The sequence below is a fragment of the Cupriavidus sp. FW305-46 genome, assembly GCF_058787075.1.
This window is the reverse complement of the sequence record NZ_JBYSZI010000039.1, coordinates 1-22,963: the sequence shown is the minus strand read 5'-3', so window position 1 is coordinate 22,963 and position 22,963 is coordinate 1. Positions and strand designations below refer to the sequence as shown.

The following is a 22,963-nucleotide window of genomic DNA, read 5'->3' as shown; positions in this document are numbered from 1 at the left end:
TTATTCGCCGTACTGACGCAACCCCTCCAGGTCCAGCACCTCGATCACGCCGTAGTCCACCCGCACCAGGCCCTGCTGTTCCAGCACCTTGAGCGCCTGGTTGGCGCGCTGGCGCGAGATGCCAGCGAGCAGGCCGATCTCTTCCTGCGAGATCTCCAGCGTCTTGCCGATCCCCGGATACAGGTGCTCATTGAACAGCGACGACACCGCGCGCGCCACGCGCGAATCGATGTCGAGCAGCCGCTCGTATTCCACGGCGGCGATGAACTGTCCCAGGCGTTCGTTGAACTGGGTCAGCAGGAAGCGCGTGAACGGCAGGCTGGTATCCAGCAACCACAGAAAAGTGTCGCGCGGCAGGAAGGCGATGGTCGAGCGGCGCAGCGCCATCACGTCGTACTTGCGGATTTCCGACTTGAGCACCGCGCCTTCGCCGAACCAGCCGCCGGTGGGCACGCCGGTGAAGGTGACCGACTTGCCCGAGGGCGAAACCGTGGTGATCTTGACGATGCCTTCGAGCACGCCCATCCAGTGCTCGGCCATGTCACCCTTGTGACAGACGTAGTCGCCCTGGGTGTACTCGTGCACGAACATGGCGCGGCGCACGCGCTCGCGCTGCTCGGGACTCAGGTCTGCTGCCCACACGCAGCGGTCGACAAAATCGTTCAGCATGGCCTGCAGAAGCTCCCGTAGGGATTAACCCGGAATTGTCACCGGCGTGACAACCGGGGTTGTTGGCATGGGCTATCGTACGATCACAACGGAACCGCGGGTGCCACCAGCGGCACGCCGGGGCAAGGCGAAAACGCTTTCCCGGCGGCCTGACGCAAGGCACACCGGGCTTGATGCCAGGCGGCAATTGCTGCCGGGCAAAGCAAGCCAAGTATAACGATCGGACCGGCGCTTGACACCGGGCGTGGATCCCCACGCCGGAGGGACAGGAGACAGCGATGCAGGAATCGTCGGCGACGACCTTCCCGCGATGGCTGCTGGCGCACGCCCAGCAGCGGCCGGATCATCCGGCTCACCGCGAGAAGGATCTCGGCATCTGGCAGACATACAGCTGGGCCCAGGCGGCGCAGCAGGTGAGGGCACTGGCTTGCGGGCTGGCCGCACTCGGTTTCAGGCGCGGCATGAACCTGGCGGTGGTGGGCGACAACCGCCCGCGGCTGTACTGGGCCATGACCGCGGCGCAGGCGCTGGGCGGCGTGCCGGTGCCGCTGTACCAGGACGCCATCGCCAACGAGATGGTCTACGTGCTCAACGATGCGGAGATCGAGTTCGCCATCGTCGAGGACCAGGAGCAGGTCGACAAGCTGCTGGAAGTGGAAGCGCAGCTGGCCGAGTCCGGCCGCGCCGTGCGCCACGTCATCTTTGAAGACCCGCGCGGCCTGATGGACTACGACCATCCGTCGCTGATGTCTTATGAACAGCTACAGGAACTTGGCCGCGAGTTCGACCAGGCGCACCCGGGCTTCTATGACGAGGCCATTGCCGCCGGCCAGCCCGACGACACCGCGATCATCCTCTATACCTCCGGCACCACCGGCAAGCCCAAGGGCGTATGCCATTCGCACTACGGCCTGATCGGCGCGGCGCGCAACGGCTGCGCCTTTGACAAGCTCAGCGCGGACGACGACGTGCTGTCCTACCTGCCGATGGCATGGGTGGGCGACAACCTGTTCTCGTACGCGCAGGCGATGGTGGCGGGCTTCACGGTGAACTGCCCGGAATCGCGCGAAACGGTGATGACCGACCTGCGCGAGATCGGCCCCACCTACTACTTTGCGCCGCCGCGCATCTATGAAGGGCTGCTGACGCAGGTGATGATCCGCATGGAGGATGCCGGCTGGATCAAGCGCAAGCTGTTCCACTGGGCCATGGACGTGGCGAAGCGCTGCGGCACCGATATCCTCGACGGCAAGCCGGTATCGCTCGCGGACCGCGCGCGCTACGCCCTGGGCGAAGCGCTGGTCTACGGCCCGTTGCGCAATGTGCTGGGCATGAGCCGCATCCGCGTGGGCTATACCGCGGGCGAGGCGATCGGCCCGGACCTGTTCCGCTTCTACCGCTCGATCGGCGTGAACCTGAAGCAGTTCTACGGCCAGACCGAGACCTGCGCCTATGTGTGCCTGCAGCCGGACGGCAAGGTCAAGTTCGATTCAGTCGGCCCGGCCGCGCCCGGCATGGAAATCCGCATCGCCGACAACGGCGAGGTGCTGGTGCGCGGCGTGGGCCTGCTCAAGTCCTACTACAAGCGCGACGAGGCCACGCGCGAGGCCATCAACGACGAGGGCTACTTCATGACCGGCGACGCCGGCGTGATCGACGCCGACGGCCACCTGAAGATCATCGACCGCGCCAAGGACGTGGGCAAGCTGGCCGATGGCTCGATGTTCGCGCCCAAGTACATCGAGAACAAGCTCAAGTTCTTCCCGTACATCAAGGAAGCGGTGGCCTTCGGCAATGACCGCGACCAGGTCTGCGCGTTTATCAATATCGACTTCGAGGCCGTGGGCAACTGGGCCGAGCGCCGCCACCTGCCGTATGCCGGCTATGTCGACCTGGCCGCGCAGCCCGAGGTGCTGGAAATGATCGGCGAGTGCGTGAACCAGGTGAATGCCGACCTGGCCAACGACCCGATGCTGGCCGGTTCGCAGGTGGCACGCTTCCTGGTCCTGCACAAGGAACTGGATCCGGACGACGACGAGCTCACGCGCACGCGCAAGGTGCGCCGCGGCTTTATCGCCGACAAATACGGCGTGCTGGTGGACGCGCTCTATGCGGGCAAGTCCGAGCAGTTCATCGAGACGCGCGTCAAGTTTGAAGACGGACGCGAGGGCAGCGTGTCGGCCACGCTGAAGCTGGTCAATGCGAAGCGCCTGCCTGTGGCGGCGCGCGCGGCATGAGCGAGGGCAGCAAGATGACACAAGTAGCCTGGCAAGGCGCGGGGCAGCGCGAATGGGCGGGGACGGCACGCACGGATGCCAGCGGCACGGGCAGCGGCGGCGCGATCGCCCCGGCAGGCCCGATGTCTCCCGCGGGTCTGGCGGATGACAGCGGTGCGCATCCCGGCGCGCAGCGCGCGCAGCGCACCGGCGAGCAGGCGCGCACCGGCGGCGAGGTGATCCTGGACCTGCAGCATATCTCGCTGTCGTTCGGTGGGGTCAAGGCGCTGACCGATATCTCGTTCGATGTGTGCGAGCACGAGGTGCGCGCCATCATCGGCCCCAACGGCGCCGGCAAGAGTTCCATGCTCAACGTGATCAACGGCGTCTACCACCCGCAGCAGGGACGCATCGTGTTCCGCGGCGAGGAGCGCAAGCAGATGCACCCGACCGCCGCGGCGCGCCAGGGCATTGCGCGCACCTTCCAGAACATCGCGCTGTTCAAGGGCATGACGGTGCTGGACAACATCATGACCGGGCGCAACACGCAGTTCCGCACCGGGCTCTTCGCCCACGCGCTGTGGTGGGGCCCGGCGCGCAACGAGGAGATGCGCCATCGCCAGAAGGTCGAGGAAGTGATCGACTTCCTCGAGATCCAGTCGATCCGCAAGACCCCGGTGGGGCGCCTGCCGTATGGCCTGCAGAAGCGCGTCGAGCTGGCGCGCGCACTCGCGGCCGAGCCCTCGATGCTGCTGCTGGACGAGCCCATGGCCGGCATGAACGTCGAAGAGAAGCAGGACATGTGCCGCTTCATCCTGGACGTGAACCGGCAGTTCGGCACCACCATTGTGCTGATCGAGCACGACATGGGCGTGGTGATGGATATCTCCGACCGCGTGGTGGTGCTCGACTACGGCAAGAAGATCGGCGACGGCACGCCGGAAGAGGTCAAGGGCAACCCTGACGTGATCAAGGCGTACCTGGGCACTTCGCACTGAGGCTCTGAACCATGACGTTCTTCTTTGAAATCCTGATCGGCGGCTTGCTCTCTGGCCTGATGTACTCGCTGGTGGCGCTGGGTTTCGTGCTGATCTACAAGGCCTCGGGCGTGTTCAACTTCGCGCAGGGTGCGATGGTGTACTTCGCCGCGCTGGCGGTGGTGGGGCTGATGGACAAGGGCCTGCCGATGTGGGCCGCGGTGATCGGCGCCTTCGTGGTGATGATCCTGGTCGGCATGAGCACCGAGCGCTTCGTGCTGCGCAAGCTGGTCAACCAGCCGCCGATCACGCTGTTCATGGCGACCATCGGGCTGTCGTTCTTCCTCGAGGGCCTGGGGCCGCTGCTGTTCGGCAATGAGGTGCGCCCGATCAACCTGGGCATCGTCGACGAGCCGATCGAGTCGATCATGACCAACTTCAACATCGTGCTGTCCAAGTTCGATATTGCGGCGGCGGCCATTGCCGGCCTGCTGGTCGGATCGCTGGCGCTGTTCTTCCAGTACACCAAGGTCGGGCGCGCGCTGCGCGCGGTCGCTGACGACCACCAGGCAGCGCTGTCGCTGGGCATCCCGCTGCAGAACATCTGGGCGATCGTGTGGGGCGTGGCGGGCTTCGTCGCGCTGGTGGCCGGCATGCTGTGGGGCTCGCGCAATGGCGTGCAGTTCGCGCTCACGCTGACCGCGCTCAAGGCGCTGCCGGTGCTGATCCTGGGCGGCTTCACCTCGGTGCCCGGCGCCATCGTCGGCGGGCTGATCATCGGCGCCTCGGAGAAGCTGGCCGAGATCTATATCCCGCCGGTGTTCCAGTCGATGTTCGGGGGCAACTTCGGCGGCATCGAAGGCTGGTTCCCGTATGTGTTTGCCTTGCTGTTTCTGCTGGTGCGGCCCGAAGGGCTGTTCGGCGAGAAACACATCGATCGCGTCTGACCGACTTCGCACAGGAGACTTGCCATGTTTTATCGTGAAGCCGGCCAGTTCAAGACCAGCTACGTCGCCGACAGCCAGATCTTCCCCATCCGCCAGGACCGCATCGGCTTTGCCGTGCTGATGGCGGTGGCCTTCGTGGCGATCCCGTTCGTCGGGTCGGAATACTGGTTCTCGGCCATCCTGATCCCGTTCCTGATTTTCTCGCTGGCGGCGCTGGGGCTGAATATCCTGACCGGCTATGCCGGCCAGCTGTCGCTCGGTACCGCGGCCTTCATGGCGGTGGGTGCCTACGCGGCCTACAACTTCCAGCTGCGCGTGGAAGGCATGCCGGTGCTGCTGACATTCGTGATGGCGGGCCTTTCCGCGGCATTGGTGGGGGTGGCCTTCGGCCTGCCGTCGCTGCGCATCAAGGGCTTCTACCTCGCGGTGGCGACGCTGGCGGCGCAGTTCTTCGTGGTGTGGGCGCTGACCAAGTTCCCCTGGTTCTCCAACAACAGCTCGTCGGGCGTGATCACGGCGCAGCGGCTGGACCTGTTCGGCTTCGCCATCGACACCCCGGTGAAGAAGTACCTGTTCGTGCTGGCCATCGTCACGGTGCTGGCGCTGGCGGCCAAGAACCTGGTGCGCTCGGCCACCGGGCGCGCATGGATGTCGGTGCGCGACATGGACGTGGCGGCCGAGGTGATCGGCATCCCGCTGATGCGCACCAAGCTGCTGGCGTTCGCGGTCAGCTCGTTCTACTGCGGCGTGGCCGGCGCGCTCTATGCGTTCTGCTACCTGGGCTCGGTCGAGCCGGACGGCTTCTCGCTGGACCTGTCGTTCCGCGTGCTGTTCATGATCATCATCGGCGGCGTGGGCAGCATCCTGGGCTCGTTCCTGGGCGCGGCCTTCATCCTGCTGCTGCCGATCTTCCTGGACAACGTGCTGCCGCCGCTGGCCGCGCTGCTGCACCTGCCATTCACCAATGCCACCGTGTCGCACATCCAGCTGATGGTGTTCGGCGGGCTGATCATCTTCTTCCTGATCGTGGAGCCGCACGGGCTGGCCCGGCTGTGGCAGATCGCCAAGGAGAAGCTGAGGCTGTGGCCGTTCCCTCATTGACGGGAGGGGTGCCTGTATTACCGCAGTTCCTGTGTGAAGTTCTGAAGCTTACGCATAACGAAACGCTCCCTTGAGGGCGATGGAGACTGTCATGACCAACCTGATTCGCAATGTGCAACGCGCCGCCCTGGTGGTCAGCGCCGCGGCGGCACTGCTGGCGCCGGCGGCGCCGGCCATGGCGCAGACCAACGAGCAGTTCGTGGCGCTGCCAAGCTACCGCGTGGGGCCGTATGGCGCCAACGGCCAGTCCTGGTATGGCGGCTTCATCGACTACCTCAACTACGTCAACCTGAAGGAAGGCGGGGTCAATGGCGTCAAGCTGTCGTGGGAAGAGTGCGAGACCGAGTACAACAACGCCAAGGGCGTGGAGTGCTATGAACGCCTGAAGTCCAAGAACGCCACCACCAAGGGCACGGCCTACCACGCCATGTCCACCGGCATCTCGTACGCGCTGGTCGACAAGACCGCCGCCGACAAGGTGCCGCTGGTGATGATGGGCTACGGCCGCACCGATGCGGTGGATGGCTCGGTGTTCCCGTACGCGTTCCCGCTGGTGACCACGTACCAGATGCAGGTCTCGGCCATCGTCAAGTACCTGGCCTCGAAGAACGGCGGCTCGCTGGCCGGCAAGAAGATCGTCTACCTGTACCACGACTCGGCCTATGGCAAGGAGCCGATCGTGGCGCTGCAGGCCGAGGCCAAGCTGGGCAAGTTCAACCTGGTGGAGATCCCGGTGGCGCACCCCGGCAACGAGCAGGGCGCGCAGTGGCTGAAGATCCGCCAGGAGAACCCCGACTACGTGATCTTCTGGGGCTGGGGCGTCATGAACCAGACCGCGCTGAAGGCCGCGCAGAAGGTCGGCTTTGCGCGCGACAAGATGATCGGCTCGTGGTGGGCCGGCTCGGAAGAAGACACGGTGCCGGCGGGTGATGCCTCCAAGGGCTATATGAGCGCCACCTGGAACGTGGCCGGCCGCAACGTGCCGCTGATCGCCGATATCGAGAAGGTGGTCTACGGTGGCGGCAAGGGCAATATGCAGGACAAGAACAAGGTGGGTTCGGTGCTGTACAACCGCGGCGTGTCGGCGGCGGTGGTGACGGTGGAAGCGGTGCGCGTGGCGCAGGCCAAGTTCGGCAAGGGCAAGCCCATGACCGGCGAGCAGATGCGCTGGGCCTTCGAGAACCTGAACCTGACCAACGCGCGCCTGCAGCAACTGGGCGCGACCGGCCTGCTGCCGGAAATCAAGACCAGCTGCGACAACCACGAGGGCTCCGGCAAGGTGAAGATCCAGCAGTGGGATGGCACCAAGTGGGTGGTGGTGTCGGACTGGATCGAGGGCAACAAGAGCCTGATCCACCCGCTGTTCAAGGCCACGGCGGCGCAGTACGCGAAGGAGAAGGGGATTACGCCGGCTTGTTCGAAGTCCTGAGGCCGCCCCAATCGCGACTGGGTTCTCCCCACTCCCGCTTGCGGGAGTGGGAGAACCCAACAGGCAAGCTGGAAACCGCAACACCAACACGAGCCGCACCATGAGCCTTCTGTCCGTCAACAATATCGAAGTCATCTACGATCACGTGATCCTGGTGCTCAAGGGCGTCTCGCTCGAAGTGCCGGAGGGCAAGATCGTGGCGCTGCTCGGCGCCAACGGCGCGGGCAAGACCACCACGCTCAAGGCCATCTCCAACCTGCTGCAGGCCGAGCGCGGCGATGTCACCAAGGGCTCGATCGAATATCGCGGCGACCGCGTCGACCAGCTCACGCCCAACGACCTGGTGCGCCGCGGCGTGATCCAGGTGATGGAAGGGCGCCACTGCTTCGCGCACCTGACCATCGAGGAGAACCTGCTCACCGGCGCCTACACGCGCGGCCTGTCGCGCGGCCAGACGCGCGACGAGCTGGAAAAGATCTACGAGTACTTCCCGCGGCTGAAGACGCGCCGCAAGTCGCAGGCCGGCTACACCTCCGGCGGCGAGCAGCAGATGTGCGCGATCGGCCGGGCCATGATGGCCAAGCCCGCGATGATCCTGCTGGACGAGCCTTCGATGGGGCTGGCGCCGCAGATCGTCGAGGAGATCTTCGAGATCGTGCGCGGCCTGAATTCGCGCGAGAACGTCAGCTTCCTGCTGGCCGAGCAGAACACCATGGTGGCGCTGCGCTATGCCGACTACGGCTACATCCTGGAAAACGGCCGCGTGGTGATGGACGGCGACGCCGAGTCGCTGCGCACCAACGAGGACGTCAAGGAGTTCTACCTGGGCGTGGCCGCCAACGATGCGGACGACGGTGCCGGGCGCAAGTCGTTCCGCGATGTGAAGAGCTACCGGCGCCGCAAGCGCTGGCTGGCGTAGGCACCCGACCGATTTCATCCGGCATTGCCACCACGCGCCCAGCGGCGCGGCGGCATGCCGCATCCCATTCCCTGACGCACAGCACCATGCCAGAACACTTCGATTCGCTCGAAACCCGCGCGCCGGAAGTCCGCGAGCAGGCGCTCCTTGCCGCCCTGGCACGCCAGGTGGCCCATGCGCGCGACAACGCGCCTTACTTTGCCGAGATGCTGGGCGGCGTCGACCCGCGGCTGCTGAGCTCGCGCGCGGCGCTGGCGGCGCTGCCGGTCACGCGCAAGTCGGACCTGACCGCGCGCCAGCGCGCGCTGCCGCCGCTGGGCGGGCTCAACGCCACGCCGCTGGGCAAGCTGCGCCATGTGTTCCAGTCGCCCGGCCCGATCCATGAACCCGACGGCCATGACGCCGACTGGTGGCGCGTGGCCCGCGCCATGCATGCGGCGGGCTTCCGCGCCGGCGAGCTGGTCTACAACACCTTCTCCTACCACTTCACCCCGGCCGGCATGATGATGGAGACCGGCGCGCACCGGCTGGGCTGCTGCGTGTTCCCGGCCGGCGTCGGCCAGACCGATTCGCAGGTGCAGGCGCTGGCCAGCCTGCAGCCGACGGCCTACGCCGGCACGCCGTCGTTCCTGAAGCTGCTGCTGGAGCGCGGCGACGAGCTGGGCACGCCCTGCACCAGCCTGGCCAAGGCGCTGGTCTCGGGCGAGGCGCTGCCGCCGTCGCTGCGGGCCTGGTTCCAGGCGCGCGGCGTGCGCGTGCAGCAGATGTATGGCACCGCGGATGTCGGCCTGATTGCCTATGAGACCGAGGGCGGCGATGGCTGGGTGGTGGACGAGGGCGTGCTGGTGGAGATCGTCGAGCCTGGCGGTTCCCGGCCGATGCCCGAGGGCGAGACCGGCGAGGTGGTGGTGACGGTGCTGGGCAACGGCGACTACCCGCTGATCCGCTTCGGCACCGGCGACCTGTCGGCCATCGTGGCGGAGTCGTCGCAGCGGCCCAGCCCGTGCGGGCGCACCAATATCCGGCTCAAGGGCTGGCTGGGCCGTGCCGACCAGGCCACCAAGGTCAAGGGCATGTTCGTGCATCCCGGGCAGGTGGCAGACGTGCTGCGGCGGCATCCGGAGATCCGCGCGGCGCGGCTGGTGGTGACTGGCGACCCAGGCGCGGACGTGATGACGCTGCGCTGCGAGGCCACGCGCGAGGATGGTGACTTGCAGCGTGCGGTGGCGGAATCGCTGCGCGAAGTGATGCGGCTGCGCGGTGAAGTGGCTTTCGTTGCGGCGGGGTCGTTGCCGCAGGATGGGAAGCTGATCGAGGATGCGCGCAGCTACGATTGAGTTGGGTGGCGGCTGGCAGGATCGATTTCGTTGATACGCTGGCCCTCTCCCCCGGCCCCTCTCCCGCAGGCGGGAGAAGGGCCGGCCGGGGAGAGGGCCGGTGCGTCGACGGAGTGACGCGCTTCAATACGCCCGCATCCTCAAGACTTTCCCTCCTCCACCGGCCGCGTCGGCAGCCTGACCATCCAGACACTCACCCCCACCGCGCAAGCCAGCAACGCCGCGGAGGCAATCGGCCGCGCGCGCAGCATCCACGCGGTCGTCCCCATCGACGCCCACATCATCGACAACGCCAGGCACTTGGCCCGGAAGGGAATGCTGCGATGGCGCTGCCAGTCGCTGACCAGCGGCCCGAAGCGCGGATGTCCCAGCAGCCATTCATGGAAGCGCCGGGACCCCCGCGCGAAGCATGCCGCGGCCAGCAGCACGAATGGCGTGGTCGGCAGCACCGGCAGGAAGATGCCGATCACCCCCAGCAGCAGGAAGACCGCGCCCAGCACCACCCACATGGCGCGCAGCGCCTGCTGCCGGCGGCTCAGCGTGGCGTCGGAATCGGGCGGGGTGGTGGAGCTTGGACCAGGCAATGGTTGAATGAAGGGCCGCAATAGCGGCCCGGTGAAAACTTCGGTTAGCGCGCGATACCCAGGCGCGCCTTGGCGGCATCGTACTCCGCTTTCATGCGCGCGACGATTTCGCCGGCGGTGGGGATGTCGTGGATCTGGCCCACGCCCTGGCCGGCGCCCCAGACGTCCTTCCACGCCTTGGCCTTGGAGGCGCCGCTGGAGAAGTCCATCTTGCTCTTGTCGGCCACCGGCAGGTTGTCCGGATCCAGCCCCACGTTGCTGATGCTTTCGCGGATGTAATTGCCGTGCACGCCGGTGAACAGGTTGGTGTAGATGATATCGGCGGCGGCCGAGCTGGTGATCGACTGCTTGTACGATTCGGCAGCGTGGGCCTCCTGCGAGGCGATAAAGCGCGTGCCGACGTAGGCAAAGTCCGCGCCCATGGCCTGCGCGGCCAGCACCGCCTCGCCGGTGGCGATCGAGCCCGACAGCGCGATCGGGCCGTCGAAGATCTTGCGCACCTCGCCCACCAGCGCGAACGGCGACAGCATGCCGGCATGGCCGCCGGCGCCGGCCGCCACCAGGATCAGGCCGTCGACGCCGGCCTCGATCGCCTTCTCGGCATGGCGCATGCTGATCACGTCGTGCAGCACGATGCCGCCATAGCTGTGCACCGCGTCGATCATTTCCTTGACCGGTGCGCGCAGCGAGGTGATGAAGATCGGCACCTTGTGGTCCACGCACACCTTTACGTCATGTTCCAGCCGCGCGTTCGAGGTATGCACGATCTGGTTGACCGCGACCGGGCCCACCTGCGCGCCCGGGTTGGCGGCCTTGAAGGTGGCCAGCTCGCCTTCGATCTGGGTGAGCCACTCGTCGAGCAGCTCCGCCGGGCGCGCATTGAGCGCCGGGAACGAGCCGACGATGCCGGCCTTGCACTGCGCCAGCACCAGCTCCGGGTAGCTGACGATGAACATGGGCGAGGCGATGACGGGCAGGGCCAGGTTCTGCAGGGCCTGGGGCAGTTGCTTGGCGGCGGGCATGGTGTCTCCTGAACTACTGACGGGCACGTTGCAGGTGCCCTAAATGAACGGTCGTTCGATTATAGGGAGTTTCAGCGCGGTCACGTTAGAAGCCCCAGTCTATGCCGGTCCGGTCACCTCGTCGAACTACCCGGCCGGAAGGGTCAGTTCCGCCAGCGCGCCGCCGCCGGGGCGGTTGGCCAGCGTGACATCGCCATCATGCAACGTTGCCACCTCGCGTGCAAAGCACAGGCCCAGGCCGGTGCTCTTGTCCGCACCGTGCGGGCGCGGCAGCGAGTAGAAGCGCTCGAACACGCGCGGCAGGGCGTAGTCGGGGATGCCCGGGCCCTGGTCGGCGACGGCGATGGCCAGCGCGCCGCCGCGGCGCTCCAGCCGCACCGTGACTTCGCTGTCCGGCGGGGCGAAGTCGATGGCGTTCTCCAGCAGGTTGGCGATGGCCTGGCGCAGCAGGAACGGATCGCCGGCAACCAGGTCCGGGCTGGCGTCGGCGGCCAGCCGCAGCGTCACGCCGCGCTGGCGCGCGCGCGGTTCCAGTTCGCTGCCCAGTTGCGCCAGCAGCGGGGCCAGCCGCACCGGCTCGCGCACTTCCAGGCGCTGGCGCTGCTCCACATCGGCCAGTGCCAGCAGCTTGCGGATCATGGTTTCAAGCCGGCCCGACTGGGCCCGGATATTGGCGATGAAGCGCTGGCGGTCCGCCGCCGGCATCTCTTCCTGCAGCAGCTCGGCGGCGCCGCCGATCGCGGCCAGCGGGCTCTTCATCTCATGGGTCAGCGTGTGGATGTAGTGCTCGACATACTGCTTGTCTTCCAGCCGCTCGCGCATGCCCTGCACCGCGCGGCCCAACTCGGCCAGCTCGCTGCCGCCGCGCAGCGGCATCTCGGCGCGCTCGCCGGCCGCCACCGCGCGCGCATACCCGCGCAGCCGGCTCAGTCCATGCGCCAGCCACAGCGTGCAGGCCAGCCCGATCACGCAGGCAGCGCCGATCAGCAGGCCGCCGTAGAGCAGGATCTTGCGCTGGCTGCGCTCGATAAACGGCGCCATCGCCGCATTGGGCTTGGCCACGGTCAGCACGCCGATGATGCGCTCGCCGTCCGCGTCGCGTATTGGCGCGGCCACGTGCATCACGGTGCTGGCCTCGTCGTCGGGGTCGGTGCGCGTGCTGCGTGCGCCGTACTTGCCGCGCAGCGTCAGGTAGACATCGTTCCAGCGCGAATAGTCGCGGCCCACGTCAGTACCGGTGGAGTCAAAGCGCACGATGCCGTTGGCATCGGTCACGTAGACGCGGTAGCCGATGCTGTCCTTGTGCAGGCCCGACACATCGGCATTCACCGGCACATCGCGCAGCGCCGCCATGTGCCGCGCGAATTCGCCGTCGGCGATGCGGCCGGCCTTCATGTCGTCGCCGGCAAGCGCCGCGAGCACGTGTGCGGTGTCGATCAGCGTGTCTTCCATGGCCTGGCGCACGCCGGGCTTGACCTCCTGCACGAACACGCGCAGCGTCAGCACCGTGGCCAGTCCCACGATCAGGAAGAAGCCGAAGAAGATGCGCAGGCCGATATGCATGGCGTGCGCTCAGGGTTCCAGCGAATAGCCCATGCCGCGATGGGTGCGGATGCGCTCGGCGCCGTCGGCGGAAGCTTCCCGCAGCTTGGCGCGCAGGGTCTTGATATGGGTGTCGACGGTGCGGTCGCTGGTGTCGAGTGCATCTTCCCAGACGCACTCCATCAGCTGCGCGCGCGAGTAGATGCGGCCCGGATGTGTCACCAGCCAGGCCAGCAGCAGGTACTCGTAGCGGGTCAGTTCCAGCCAGCGGCCGCGGTAGGCCAGGCGCGCGCCGTCCTTGTCGTGCGTGAAACCGGCGACCTCGTCGCCCTTCGCCGCCGCTGCACCGCCGCCGCGCGCCCGGCGCAGGATGGCGCGCACGCGCGCGGCCAGCTCGCGCGGCGAGAAGGGCTTGACCACGTAGTCGTCGGCGCCGATCTCCAGCCCGACGATGCGGTCGATCTCTTCATGGCGCGCGGTCAGGAAGACCACCGGCACATCGCAGAAGGTGCGCAGCGTGCGGCAGACCTCGAAGCCGCTCAGATCCGGCAGGCCCACGTCCAGGATCACCAGGTCGGCCGGGTCGGCGCGCATGCGCTCGAGCGCGGCGCCGCCGAGCGTGCAGTGCTCGGCCAGCATGCCGTCGGTGCGCAAGGCATAGAGGATGGTGTCGGCGATGGCCTGCTCGTCTTCCACCACCAGGATCCGCGGTTGTTCCATGCCCGGCATTTTAGTCCACTGAATCACTGAAATCGGTCGGCGCCTGCCATGTCATGCGGGCGCATCGCGTCGTTGCAAATGCTCGCAATAGCCGTGCTATTGCTGCGCTTTGCGTCTAGCGCTGCATCCCGCATGACATGTCCTTCGCCTCCCATTTCAGTGATTCAGTGGACCAGCCGGTCAGGCGCTGGTGGCTGCGCGCGGCGGCGGCGCGGGATCCTCGCCTCGGCGCTTGTGGAAATAGATCTGCTCCGCCGCCCAGCGCAGCGGCGGCGAATACAGCATCAGGTCGAAGGGCCAGTCGCACTGGAAGCGGTCGAACATCCAGCGCAGCGCACGCTTGGCGCGAAAGCACGGCGCACTGGCGGTGGCGACGGCCTCCGGGGCCGGGCCGCCGCGCAGCAGGTGCGCGGCCACGGCCTGGCCGACCGACTCGCCATGGGCAAAGGCATAGTGGATGCCGCCTGCGGTGACCGGCGACACGATGCCGGCGGCATCCCCGGTCAGGATCACGCCGTCGCGCGCCAGCGGGAAGGCCGGGCCGCCGCAAGGGATCAGCCCCGCGCGCGTCGCCGCAGGCTGCGCCAGCTGCGGCAGCCCGGCGCGCTCGCGCACATGCGCCAGCAGCCCGTCCAGGTCCGGCGCGCGGCCGTGCCGCGGCAGGTAGCGCAGCGCCAGGCCGGCCTGCACGCCGGTGGGGTTCTGCGCGATCCAGCCGATATAGCCGGGCGCGAAGCGCCGGGTGATGAAGCAGTGCAACGCGCCCGGCTCGGGCAGCGCCAGTCCCGGGAACTCGTACTCCACGCCATACAGGAAGCTGTGCACGCGCCCCAGCCCGGCACACTGGGCCACGCGCGACTTCGCGCCATCCGCGCCGACCAGATAGCGCGTATTGCCCACGCCGGTCACATGCCAGCCGCCGTTGCGCGGCACCGCGCCCACGAACGCCTGGCCCAGGCGCAGTTCGACCCGGTGACGCACCAGTTCGGCGGCCAGCCAGCGCATCAGCCGCGGCGTATCGGTGGTGTGGAAGTAATAGCCGGGCGCGCTCAGGTCGATGCTGCGCAGCCTGGGCGAGTACAGCCGCACCTGCTCCACGCGGTGCACGCAATCGGCCGGTGCGCGGCCCAGCCAGGTCTGTTCGATGGCTTCCTTGACCAGGATGCCGGTGGTGTGGAGCTTGTCGCCCGGATCGGTCTTGCGTTCCAGCACCAGCACGCGCAGGCCGGCGCGCGCCGCGGCCAGGGCGCAGGCGGCGCCGGCAAAGCTGGCGCCGGCGATGACGATGTCGTAGTCGAAAGAGGGCATGGCAGTTCCCGGAGATGGCAGGGCTCCAGTCTGGCCAGCGGGGGTGAGGGGAATGTGTGGCGAGTGTGAAGTGGCGGGGCGGGGTGAACAACCCCAAAAAAACGCCCCGCATACGCGGGGCCGTCAATTACCACGAAGATTGATACACACGGCGGGCACCTGCCAATGCCGCAGCCGCCATCGAAGAATAGGCCGCCAATGTGACGGCGGCATGGCAGCGCAATGAAGGCAGCATGACATCACAGCCCGTAGCGCTTGATCTTGTCATAGAGCGTGGCCTTGCCGACTTGCAGCAAGTCCGCCGCCTGGCTGACCGCGCCGCCGGTGCGTGCCAGTGCATCCGCAATCACCGCGCGCTCGAAGTGCTCCATCCGCTCTCGCAGCGGCGCGGTTTCATCGGGGCCCGCGGCCTGCGCACCTGCCTGCCCGCCCTCCGGCACGCCCAGCACCATCCGATCCGCCGCATTGCGCAGCTCGCGCACATTGCCCGGCCACGGACGCTGGGCCAGTGCCTGGCGTTGCGCCTCGGACAGGAGCGGCGCCGGCCGCTGGTAGCGCACCGCGGACACCAGCGAGAAATGCTCGAACAGCGGCACGATGTCCTCGCGCCGCTCGCGCAGCGGCGGCAGCGCGATGGTGACCACGTTGAGCCGGTAATACAGGTCCTCGCGGAAGCTGCCCTGTGCCACCAGCGCATCCATGTCGCCCTTGGCCGCGGCGACGATGCGCACATCGATCTTCACCGAGGCATTCGAACCCAGCCGCTCCAGCGAGCCTTCCTGCAGTACCCGCAGCAGCTTGACCTGCAGCGCCAGCGGCATGCTCTCGATCTCGTCGAGGAAGAGCGTGCCGCCCGAGGCATGTTCGAGCTTGCCGATGCGGCGCTTGCCGGCACCGGTGAAGGCGCCGGCCTCGTGGCCGAACATCTCGCTCTCGAAGATGGCCTCGGGCACCGCGCCGCAGTTCAGCGCGATGAACGGGCCTTCGGCGCGGCCGGACAGCGCATGCAGGCTGCGCGCCACCAGTTCCTTGCCGGTGCCGGTCTCGCCGTTGATCATCACCGGCACGTCGGTGGGCGCGACATTGGCCACCAGCGCGCGCACCTGCCCGATCGCGGGCGAGCGGCCGATGATGCGCGTGCCCGCCGCGGGGCCGGCCAGTTCGCGGCGCAGCGCCTGGTTTTCCAGTTCCAGCGCGCGGCGTTCCAGCGCGCGGCGCACGGTGTCGGTGAGGCGGTCGGCGCCGAAGGGTTTTTCGATGAAGTCGTAGGCGCCTTCGCGCATGGCCTGCACGGCCATGGTGATGTCGCCGTGGCCGGTCACCAGGATCACCGGCACGCCCGGCGCGGCGTTGCGGCAGTGCTGCAGCAGGTCCAGCCCGCTGGCGCCGGGCAGGCGCACGTCGGTCACCACCACGCCGGCAAAGGCGCCGTGCAGGTGCGGGATCGCGGCCTCGGCTGAGGGCAGCGCCAGCACCGCGAAGCCGGCCAGCTCCAGGCTCTGCGCGGTGGCCTGGCGCACCAGCGGCTCGTCTTCGACAAACAGGACACGCAGACCGTCTTGCATGGCAATACTCATTGAGAGGCGGAAACCGATGGCGCCGGATCGATGGCGGGCGCGCGCGCCAGCACCAGCGTGAACTGCGCGCCGCCGCCGGGCAGGTTGGCCACGCTCAGCTGGCCGCCGAACTCGCGCACGATCGACGACGAGATTGCCAGCCCCAGCCCCAGGCCCTGCCCGGTTTCCTTGGTGGTGAAGAAGGGTTCGAACAGGCGCGGCAGCGCTTGCGGCGCGATGCCGGTGCCGTTGTCGCGCACGACGATGGTGACGGCGTGATCCTCTGCCTGCATGTCGAGATCGATCTGTCCCTGCGCCGGCGCGGCCGCGGCAATCGCATCGAGCGCATTGCCGAGCAGGTTCAGCAGCACTTGCTCCAGCTTCAGCTCGTCGGCGCGCACGGCCAGCCCGGGCAGGGCGTCCAGGCCGGTGACGTTGACGGTGACCGCGCCAAGGCGCGGTGCCAGCAGCGCCAGCACGTGATCGACCGCCGCGCGCAGCGCGACCGGCCGGTGCACCGGGCGCGCCTTGCCGGCGAACAGCTTGAGTTGGCCGGTGATCTTGCCCATGCGCTCGGTCAGGTCGGCAATGGCGGTCAGGTTGCCTTCGGCCGCGGCCAGCTGGCCGCGCTCCAGCAGCACGCGGGTGTTGTCCGAGAACGTGCGCAGCGCCGCCAGCGGCTGGTTCAGCTCATGCGTGATGCCGGCCGCCATCTGCCCCAGCGCGGCCAGCTTGCTGGCCTGCACCAGTTCGTCCTGGGCCGCGCGCAGCTCGCTTTCAGCACGGGTACGCTCGGCCACTTCGTCTTCCAGCTTTTCATTGATCGCCATCAGGTCGGCGGTGCGGGCCTCGACGCGGCGCTCCAGCTGGTCGTAGGCGGCCTCCAGCAGGCGGCGGCTGTACTGCATGTCGCGCGCGCGCTGGCGGCGCTGGCGCCAGTTGACCAGCAGCAGGCAGATGCAGGCATAGGCCAGCGCCGCCGCCACGGTGGCGTTGCGCGCATTGGCCAGCACCGGCTCCAGCGGCGCCATCACCTGCATGGTCCAGCCAGCCGGGCCGACCGTGCGGTCCAGTTCCAGGTAGCGGGCGGCGCGTTCGGCGCCGTCCGGGGCAAAGGTGGTCTTGCTGGCGGGCGATTCGTCGCGCACGCGCACCAGCCGCGCGCCGTCGGCCAGCGTGGTGTCCGCCAGCCAGCGCGTGACCGGCGAGGTCAGCGGCTCCAGCGGCAGCGGCGTCACCGCGCGGCCGTGGTACTGGCGGGTCTTTTCCATGTCGGCCTGCAGCGCCGGCGGCAGCGGGCGCAGGGTGCGGTACTGCCAGGCCGATACCGACGACAGGAAGATCACGCCATGGTCGTCACTGACCATCAGCGGCTCGGCGCCGCTGCCGGCGCGCTGGAACCACTCCAGGTTGAGCTTGACCACGGTCACGCCGATGACCTTGCCGCCGGACTCGACCGGCTGCGCGAGGTAGTAGCCGGGCTCGTCGCTGGTGATGCCGATGGCATAGAAGCGCCCCATCTTGCCGCCCGCGGCGGTCTGGAAGTAGGGGCGGAAGCGGTAGTCGGTGCCGACAAAGCTGCCGGGCTGGCCGTGGTTGCTGGCCGCCAGCGCAATGCCGTTGGCGGCGATCACATAAGTGGCCGAGGCATGCGCGCGGCGGTTGACCTCCGCCAGGTACTGGTTGGCGGCGGCCACGCGTTGCGGGTCGTTGGGGGAGTCCAGCAGCCCGCGCACGAAGGGGTGCAGCGAGACCAGCGCGGGCAGGAATTCGTAGCGGTCGAGGGTGCTTTCCAGCGTGGCGGCGTAGCGGTCGGCGCGCGTGGCCGTGCTTTGCTGCAGGCTGGCCAGGCCGCGCTGGACCGAGACCAGCCAGGTCAGCACGCACAGCAGCAGGAGACCGGCGGCCAGCGCCACGGCAAAGCCCCACCACCGCCCGCTGCCGGCGTCCGGCGCGTGGGCCGGACGGGTGGCGGCGGGGTCATGCACGGCGAGAAAATCGTCTGAGTGGGTCATCGGCGCGCGCGGGGGCTGTCGCGCCGATGATACCTGCTGGCGGGCGGCCGGGGCAGCCGTCCGCGCAGCGGTGGTGGCGCCCTCAGCGGACGCCCTGGCCCACGTCGGCAAGATCCGCCACATCGCCGCTGCCGCCGTTCAGCACGCTGGCCAGGCGCTTGCGGTCAAGCTCGCGCTCCCACGCAGAGACCACCACCGTGGCCACGCCGTTGCCGATGATGTTGGTCAGCGCGCGGCACTCGCTCATGAAGCGGTCGATGCCGAGGATCAGCACCATGCCCGCCACCGGGATGGTCGGCACCACCGCCAGCGTCGCGGCCAGCGTGATGAAGCCCGAGCCGGTCACGCCGCTGGCGCCCTTGGAGGTGATCATCGCCACCGCCAGGATGGTCAGCTGCTGCATCAGCGTCAGTTCGATGCCGGTGGCCTGCGCGATGAAGATCACCGCCATCGTCATGTAGATGTTGGTGCCATCCAGGTTGAACGAATAGCCGGTGGGCACCACCAGTCCCACCACCGAGCGCGAGCAGCCGAGCTTTTCCAGCTTCTCCATCATGTGCGGCAGCGCCGCTTCCGACGAGCTGGTGCCCAGCACGATCAGCAGCTCTTCCTTGATGTACGAGATAAAGCGCACGATGCTGAAGCCGGTCATGCGTGCGATCGTGCCCAGCACCACCAGCACGAAGATGATGGCGGTGAAGTAGAAGGTGCCGATCAGCTTGAGCAGCGGCACCAGCGAGCCCAGGCCGTACTTGCCGATGGTGAACGCCATCGCGCCGAAGGCGCCGATCGGGGCCACCTTGGTGATCACGTGGACGATGTGGAAGAACACCTTGGAGACCTGCTCGATCAGCTGCACCACGATGCGCGCGCGCTCGCCGAGCACGGCCAGCGCGGCGCCGAAGAACAGCGACACCAGCAGGATCTGCAGGATGTCGCCGTTGGCGAAGGCGCTGAAGACCGTGTCCGGGATGATGTGCATCAGGAACTCGACCGTGCTCTGGCCGTGCGCCTTGGACACGTACTGGGCGATCGCCTTGGTGTCCAGCGTGGCCGGGGCGATGTTGAAGCCCACGCCCGGCTTGAGCAGGTGCGCGGCGCCCAGCCCGATCAGCAATGCGAAGGTCGACACCACCTCGAAGTACAGCAGCGCCTTGCCGCCGACGCGGCCGACCTTCTTCATGTCGCTCATGCCGGCGATGCCGGTCACCACGGTGCAGAAGATGATCGGGCCGATGATCATCTTGATCAGCTTGATAAAGCCATCGCCGAGCGGCTTCATGGCCACGCCGGTGTCGGGCCAGTAGTGGCCGAGCAGGATGCCGACGCAGATGGCGAACAGGACCTGCACGTACAGGATCTTGTAGAAGGGTTTTCTCATGATGTCGTCCTCGGTGTTGACCGTACCCGGGCGCTATCGCGCGGGCCGCGCGCCGTCACGGTTGCGGCGCGTTCAGGGACGGGAATTCGCAACCGCCGTGCCAGTCAAACCGGCATTGCTAACTGGTTGATTCACAAGGAAACGCCGGCCAGGCAGGGGCGCGCGACCTCCGGGATTCCGGAAATCCGGACGGCGCGACTCCGGGGTTTCGGAATGCCGGATGTATTGCAGGTGCGCGAAGCGCCACCCGACGGGGGCCGGCGGCAACTTCGGCCGCCGTGCCAGGGCGCCGCCATCGCGGCCATGCCGCCGCGACACCGTATAATTCCGAGCTTCCGTTCAATGCCGTCCGGGCCGTGCCGCCGTCCGGGGCCGCCTTCTCACACCGTACGCATGAGCAGCTACTACCAGCACCACGTCTTCTTCTGCCTGAACCAGCGCGAGGCCGGCGAGAACTGCTGCGCCAACCACAACGCCCAGGCGATGCAGGAGTACGCCAAGAAGCGTTGCAAGGAACTGGGCATCGCCGGCGGCGAAGGCCGGGTGCGCATCAACAAGGCAGGCTGCCTGAACCGTTGTGAACTCGGCCCGGTGCTGGTGGTCTACCCCGAGGCCATCTGGTACACCTTTGTCGACGAGCACGACATCGATGAAATCATCGACAGCCACCTGATGAAGGGCAAGCCTGTCGAACGGCTGATGGTGGACCGCTGAACCAACCGAAGCCGGCGCATGCCGGCTTGTTGCTTCCCTGTTTTGCCGCTTTGCTGTATTGCCCCGCCGCCCGCCAGCCGGACGGTTTTTTCATTTTTGCCCGGGCTTCCCGCCGGGCGCTGGCTTCACCGCCATCCTGACCGCCATCATGAACGCGCATACCCAGGTACTTTCCATCGCCGGTCCCGCCGGTGCGATCGATCTCTCGGTAGACCTGCCGCAAGGTGAGCCGCGCGGCCTGGCGCTGGTAGCGCATCCGCATCCGCTGTTCGGCGGCACCAAGGACAACAAGGTCGCGCAGACGCTGGCGCGCAGCTTCGTGCAACTGGGCTATGCCACGGTGCGCCCCAACTTCCGCGGCGTCGGCGGCAGCGCCGGCGAGCATGACAACGGCATCGCCGAGCAGGACGACCTGCTGGCCGTGGTGGCCTGGATGCGCCAGCAGAGCGCGTGGTCGGCACAGGCCGCAACGCTGCCGCTGGCCATGGGCGGGTTCTCGTTCGGCAGCTTCGTCACCACCCACGTGGCGCGCCGCCTGGCCGAGGCCGGCACGCCCGCGCAGCGCCTGGTGCTGGTGGGCACCGCCGCCAGCCGCTGGCAGGTGGCCGAGGTGCCGGCCGACACCATCGTGATCCATGGCGAACAGGACGACACCGTGCCGCTGGCCAGCGTGTTCGACTGGGCCCGCCCGCAGGAGCTGCCGGTGATCGTGATCCCCGGCGCCGACCATTTCTTTCACCGCAAGCTGCATCTGATCAAGCAGCTCGTCGTCAATGCGTGGGACCGGTGAGGCCGGCACGCCGCCACCCGGACCATCCCCGCGCCACCTTCTTACTGTCGGAAAACAGAAACATGCTGAATAGAGCCACGACACGCCTTTCGTCCGCTTTTGCTCCCGCTGCCATTGCCGCCGCCATCGTGCTGGCGGCCGCGCCTGCCGCCGTCCTGGCGCAGGGTGTGCCGATGCCGCAAGTCGCAGCCAAGTCGTGGATGCTGTATGACGTGACCAGCGGCCAGGCCCTGGCGTCGCAGAATGCCGACGCGCGCATCGAGCCGGCCTCGCTGACCAAGCTGATGACCGCCTACCTGGCGTTCGAGGCACTCAAGGAAAAGCGCCTGACGCTGGACCAGGCGGTGGTGCCGACCAGCGTGGTGCTCAAGGTCAAAAGCGACGAGTCGCGCATGTTCATCGAGCCCAACAAGCCGGTCACCGTGCAGGACCTGCTGCTGGGCCTGATCGTGCAGTCGGGCAACGACGCCGCGCTGGCGCTGGCCGAAGCCGTAGGTGGCTCGGAAGAGGGCTTCGTCGCGATGATGAACCGCGAGGCCCAGCGCATGGGCATGAAGAACACCCACTTCACCAACACCGACGGCATTCCCGACCCGAACCACTACACCACCGCGGTCGACCTGGCCACGCTGACCACGCGCCTGATCAAGGACTTCCCCGAGTACTACGCCATGTACTCGCAGAAGGAGTTCACCTATAACAAGATCAGGCAGCCCAACCGCAACCGCCTGCTGTACATCGACCCGACCGTGGACGGCGTCAAGACCGGCCACACCAAGTCTGCCGGCTACTGCCTGATCTCGTCGGCCAAGCGGCCGCTGGCCAACGTCCCGGACGGCTCGCGCCGCCTGATCTCGATCGTGATCGGCACCACCACCGAACAGGTGCGCACCCAGGAAAGCCTGAAGATCCTCAACTACGGCTTCCAGTTCTTCGACACGCTGCGCCTGTACGACAAGGGCCAGGTGCTGGCCACGCCGGACATCTACAAGGGCAAGAGCGGCACGGTCAAGATCGGCGTGCAGAACGAGACCTTCGTCACCGTGCCCAAGGGCACCGGCGGACGCCTCAAGCCGGTGCTGGAGCGCCAGGAACTGCTGATCGCGCCGATCTCGGCAGGCCAGCAGGTGGGCATGGTCAAGCTGATGGACGGCACCAACAAGGTGGCGGAGTTCCCGGTGGTGGCGCTGGAAGAAGTGCCCGAGGCCGGCTTCTTCGGCCGCCTGTGGGACACCATCCGCCTGTGGTTCAAGCGCAAGTGACCTGAATGCGCGTAAGCCGGCGCGCCATGCGGCGCGCCGGTTTCGTGCCGGAGAATCCGACATGACAACCGACAACCAAGGCAGCAACAAGCCGGGCGACATTCCGCCGGAGCAGTCGCTGATCGAATACCCCAGCCACTTTCCCATCAAGGTGATGGGTGCGATGCAGGACGGCTTTGCCGAGGCCATCGTCACGCTGGTGCAGGAGTTCGATCCCGACTTCCACGCCGGCAAGATGGAAATGCGTCCCTCCAGCGGCGGCAACTACCTGGGCCTGACCGTGACGGTGTGGGTCACCAGCCGCGAGCAGCTCGATGATTTGTATCGGGCGTTGACTTCGCATCCGATGGTGAAGGTCGTCCTCTAAGGCGGCTTTCCCGCATTGTTTTCTCCCCTCTCCCGCGCGCGGGAGAGGGGCCGGGGGTGAGGGCAGGCGCTGGCATACCGACACGCGCCACTACGTTGACGCTCCCG

Annotated in this window: 20 protein-coding genes; 11 read left to right on the top strand and 9 right to left on the bottom strand. The window is 67.5% G+C overall.

The features are described 5' to 3' along the window. Nucleotides 1-669, bottom strand: a complete 669-nt coding sequence (locus AC3WON_RS19280) for a Crp/Fnr family transcriptional regulator (protein WP_010814879.1) — start codon at nt 667-669, stop codon at nt 1-3. Nucleotides 670-947: 278 nt separating this feature from the next. Here AC3WON_RS19280 and AC3WON_RS19275 point away from each other — a divergent pair, with 278 nt between their 5' ends. From AC3WON_RS19275 to AC3WON_RS19245, 7 genes are all read left to right on the top strand, one after another. Further along, entirely contained in the window at nt 948-2,906 is a 1,959-nt protein-coding gene (locus AC3WON_RS19275) for an AMP-dependent synthetase/ligase (RefSeq protein ID WP_492352504.1), read from the top strand. Between the two features lie 14 nt (nt 2,907-2,920). Then, nucleotides 2,921-3,883: an ABC transporter ATP-binding protein gene (locus AC3WON_RS19270; RefSeq protein WP_492318895.1), complete on the top strand. Its 963-nt coding sequence runs from the start codon at nt 2,921-2,923 to the stop codon at nt 3,881-3,883. A gap of 11 nt (nt 3,884-3,894) precedes the next feature. Then, a complete protein-coding gene (locus AC3WON_RS19265) occupies nt 3,895-4,809 on the top strand; it encodes a branched-chain amino acid ABC transporter permease (RefSeq protein ID WP_010814876.1) in 915 nt (304 codons plus the stop codon). A gap of 24 nt (nt 4,810-4,833) precedes the next feature. Beyond that, on the top strand, nt 4,834-5,910 hold the full coding sequence (locus tag AC3WON_RS19260) for a branched-chain amino acid ABC transporter permease (RefSeq protein ID WP_492318896.1): 1,077 nt from the start codon (nt 4,834-4,836) through the stop codon (nt 5,908-5,910). Between the two features lie 91 nt (nt 5,911-6,001). Next, entirely contained in the window at nt 6,002-7,339 is a 1,338-nt protein-coding gene (locus tag AC3WON_RS19255; RefSeq protein ID WP_492318897.1) for an ABC transporter substrate-binding protein, read from the top strand. Between the two features lie 100 nt (nt 7,340-7,439). Next, nucleotides 7,440-8,258, top strand: coding sequence for an ABC transporter ATP-binding protein (locus tag AC3WON_RS19250; protein WP_010814873.1), 819 nt, complete (start codon nt 7,440-7,442; stop codon nt 8,256-8,258). 86 nt (nt 8,259-8,344) lie between these two features. After that, entirely contained in the window at nt 8,345-9,595 is a 1,251-nt protein-coding gene (locus tag AC3WON_RS19245; RefSeq protein WP_010814872.1) for a phenylacetate--CoA ligase family protein, read from the top strand. A gap of 140 nt (nt 9,596-9,735) precedes the next feature. Here the strand turns inward: AC3WON_RS19245 and AC3WON_RS19240 are convergent, their stop codons facing one another. The 8 genes from AC3WON_RS19240 to AC3WON_RS19205 form a co-directional block, all read right to left on the bottom strand. Continuing rightward, nucleotides 9,736-10,104: a YbaN family protein gene (locus AC3WON_RS19240; protein ID WP_492319065.1), complete on the bottom strand. Its 369-nt coding sequence runs from the start codon at nt 10,102-10,104 to the stop codon at nt 9,736-9,738. Between the two features lie 119 nt (nt 10,105-10,223). After that, nucleotides 10,224-11,201, bottom strand: a complete 978-nt coding sequence (locus tag AC3WON_RS19235) for an NAD(P)H-dependent flavin oxidoreductase (protein ID WP_010814870.1) — start codon at nt 11,199-11,201, stop codon at nt 10,224-10,226. 126 nt (nt 11,202-11,327) lie between these two features. Continuing rightward, nucleotides 11,328-12,764: a two-component system sensor histidine kinase CreC gene (gene creC, locus AC3WON_RS19230; protein ID WP_492352503.1), complete on the bottom strand. Its 1,437-nt coding sequence runs from the start codon at nt 12,762-12,764 to the stop codon at nt 11,328-11,330. Nucleotides 12,765-12,773: 9 nt separating this feature from the next. Continuing rightward, nucleotides 12,774-13,472, bottom strand: coding sequence for a two-component system response regulator CreB (creB, locus tag AC3WON_RS19225; RefSeq protein WP_492318899.1), 699 nt, complete (start codon nt 13,470-13,472; stop codon nt 12,774-12,776). Nucleotides 13,473-13,643: 171 nt separating this feature from the next. After that, nucleotides 13,644-14,771, bottom strand: coding sequence for an NAD(P)/FAD-dependent oxidoreductase (locus AC3WON_RS19220; RefSeq protein ID WP_492352502.1), 1,128 nt, complete (start codon nt 14,769-14,771; stop codon nt 13,644-13,646). Nucleotides 14,772-15,010: 239 nt separating this feature from the next. Then, the gene (locus AC3WON_RS19215; RefSeq protein WP_492352501.1) at nt 15,011-16,336 is read right to left on the bottom strand and encodes a sigma-54-dependent transcriptional regulator; all 1,326 of its coding nucleotides are present in this window, start codon (nt 16,334-16,336) and stop codon (nt 15,011-15,013) included. 8 nt (nt 16,337-16,344) lie between these two features. After that, complete coding sequence (locus AC3WON_RS19210; RefSeq protein WP_492352500.1) at nt 16,345-18,342, bottom strand: sensor histidine kinase; 1,998 nt, start codon at nt 18,340-18,342, stop codon at nt 16,345-16,347. A gap of 82 nt (nt 18,343-18,424) precedes the next feature. After that, nucleotides 18,425-19,723 carry a dicarboxylate/amino acid:cation symporter gene (locus AC3WON_RS19205; protein WP_492352499.1) on the bottom strand — a complete coding sequence of 433 codons (1,299 nt, stop codon included), beginning with the start codon at nt 19,721-19,723 and terminating at the stop codon, nt 18,425-18,427. Nucleotides 19,724-20,116: 393 nt separating this feature from the next. Here AC3WON_RS19205 and AC3WON_RS19200 point away from each other — a divergent pair, with 393 nt between their 5' ends. From AC3WON_RS19200 to AC3WON_RS19185, 4 genes are all read left to right on the top strand, one after another. Next, on the top strand, nt 20,117-20,437 hold the full coding sequence (locus tag AC3WON_RS19200) for a (2Fe-2S) ferredoxin domain-containing protein (protein WP_010814863.1): 321 nt from the start codon (nt 20,117-20,119) through the stop codon (nt 20,435-20,437). Between the two features lie 148 nt (nt 20,438-20,585). Then, entirely contained in the window at nt 20,586-21,227 is a 642-nt protein-coding gene (locus tag AC3WON_RS19195) for an alpha/beta hydrolase (protein WP_492318904.1), read from the top strand. Nucleotides 21,228-21,289: 62 nt separating this feature from the next. Then, nucleotides 21,290-22,489, top strand: coding sequence for a D-alanyl-D-alanine carboxypeptidase family protein (locus tag AC3WON_RS19190; protein WP_010814861.1), 1,200 nt, complete (start codon nt 21,290-21,292; stop codon nt 22,487-22,489). 61 nt (nt 22,490-22,550) lie between these two features. After that, a complete protein-coding gene (locus AC3WON_RS19185) occupies nt 22,551-22,856 on the top strand; it encodes a YbeD family protein (protein WP_492318906.1) in 306 nt (101 codons plus the stop codon). The last annotated feature ends 107 nt before the right edge of the window (nt 22,857-22,963 follow it).

What these genes read in the sequence shown, in the direction of transcription:
- AC3WON_RS19280 (WP_010814879.1), bottom strand. Translation starts at nt 669, where the DNA reads ATGCTGAACGATTTTGTCGACCGCTGCGTGTGGGCAGCAGACCTGAGT.
- AC3WON_RS19275 (WP_492352504.1), top strand. Translation starts at nt 948, where the DNA reads ATGCAGGAATCGTCGGCGACGACCTTCCCGCGATGGCTGCTGGCGCAC.
- AC3WON_RS19270 (WP_492318895.1), top strand. Translation starts at nt 2,921, where the DNA reads ATGACACAAGTAGCCTGGCAAGGCGCGGGGCAGCGCGAATGGGCGGGG.
- AC3WON_RS19265 (WP_010814876.1), top strand. Translation starts at nt 3,895, where the DNA reads ATGACGTTCTTCTTTGAAATCCTGATCGGCGGCTTGCTCTCTGGCCTG.
- AC3WON_RS19260 (WP_492318896.1), top strand. Translation starts at nt 4,834, where the DNA reads ATGTTTTATCGTGAAGCCGGCCAGTTCAAGACCAGCTACGTCGCCGAC.
- AC3WON_RS19255 (WP_492318897.1), top strand. Translation starts at nt 6,002, where the DNA reads ATGACCAACCTGATTCGCAATGTGCAACGCGCCGCCCTGGTGGTCAGC.
- AC3WON_RS19250 (WP_010814873.1), top strand. Translation starts at nt 7,440, where the DNA reads ATGAGCCTTCTGTCCGTCAACAATATCGAAGTCATCTACGATCACGTG.
- AC3WON_RS19245 (WP_010814872.1), top strand. Translation starts at nt 8,345, where the DNA reads ATGCCAGAACACTTCGATTCGCTCGAAACCCGCGCGCCGGAAGTCCGC.
- AC3WON_RS19240 (WP_492319065.1), bottom strand. Translation starts at nt 10,104, where the DNA reads ATGTGGGTGGTGCTGGGCGCGGTCTTCCTGCTGCTGGGGGTGATCGGC.
- AC3WON_RS19235 (WP_010814870.1), bottom strand. Translation starts at nt 11,201, where the DNA reads ATGCCCGCCGCCAAGCAACTGCCCCAGGCCCTGCAGAACCTGGCCCTG.
- creC (WP_492352503.1), bottom strand. Translation starts at nt 12,764, where the DNA reads ATGCATATCGGCCTGCGCATCTTCTTCGGCTTCTTCCTGATCGTGGGA.
- creB (WP_492318899.1), bottom strand. Translation starts at nt 13,472, where the DNA reads ATGCCGGGCATGGAACAACCGCGGATCCTGGTGGTGGAAGACGAGCAG.
- AC3WON_RS19220 (WP_492352502.1), bottom strand. Translation starts at nt 14,771, where the DNA reads ATGCCCTCTTTCGACTACGACATCGTCATCGCCGGCGCCAGCTTTGCC.
- AC3WON_RS19215 (WP_492352501.1), bottom strand. Translation starts at nt 16,336, where the DNA reads ATGCAAGACGGTCTGCGTGTCCTGTTTGTCGAAGACGAGCCGCTGGTG.
- AC3WON_RS19210 (WP_492352500.1), bottom strand. Translation starts at nt 18,342, where the DNA reads ATGACCCACTCAGACGATTTTCTCGCCGTGCATGACCCCGCCGCCACC.
- AC3WON_RS19205 (WP_492352499.1), bottom strand. Translation starts at nt 19,723, where the DNA reads ATGAGAAAACCCTTCTACAAGATCCTGTACGTGCAGGTCCTGTTCGCC.
- AC3WON_RS19200 (WP_010814863.1), top strand. Translation starts at nt 20,117, where the DNA reads ATGAGCAGCTACTACCAGCACCACGTCTTCTTCTGCCTGAACCAGCGC.
- AC3WON_RS19195 (WP_492318904.1), top strand. Translation starts at nt 20,586, where the DNA reads ATGAACGCGCATACCCAGGTACTTTCCATCGCCGGTCCCGCCGGTGCG.
- AC3WON_RS19190 (WP_010814861.1), top strand. Translation starts at nt 21,290, where the DNA reads ATGCTGAATAGAGCCACGACACGCCTTTCGTCCGCTTTTGCTCCCGCT.
- AC3WON_RS19185 (WP_492318906.1), top strand. Translation starts at nt 22,551, where the DNA reads ATGACAACCGACAACCAAGGCAGCAACAAGCCGGGCGACATTCCGCCG.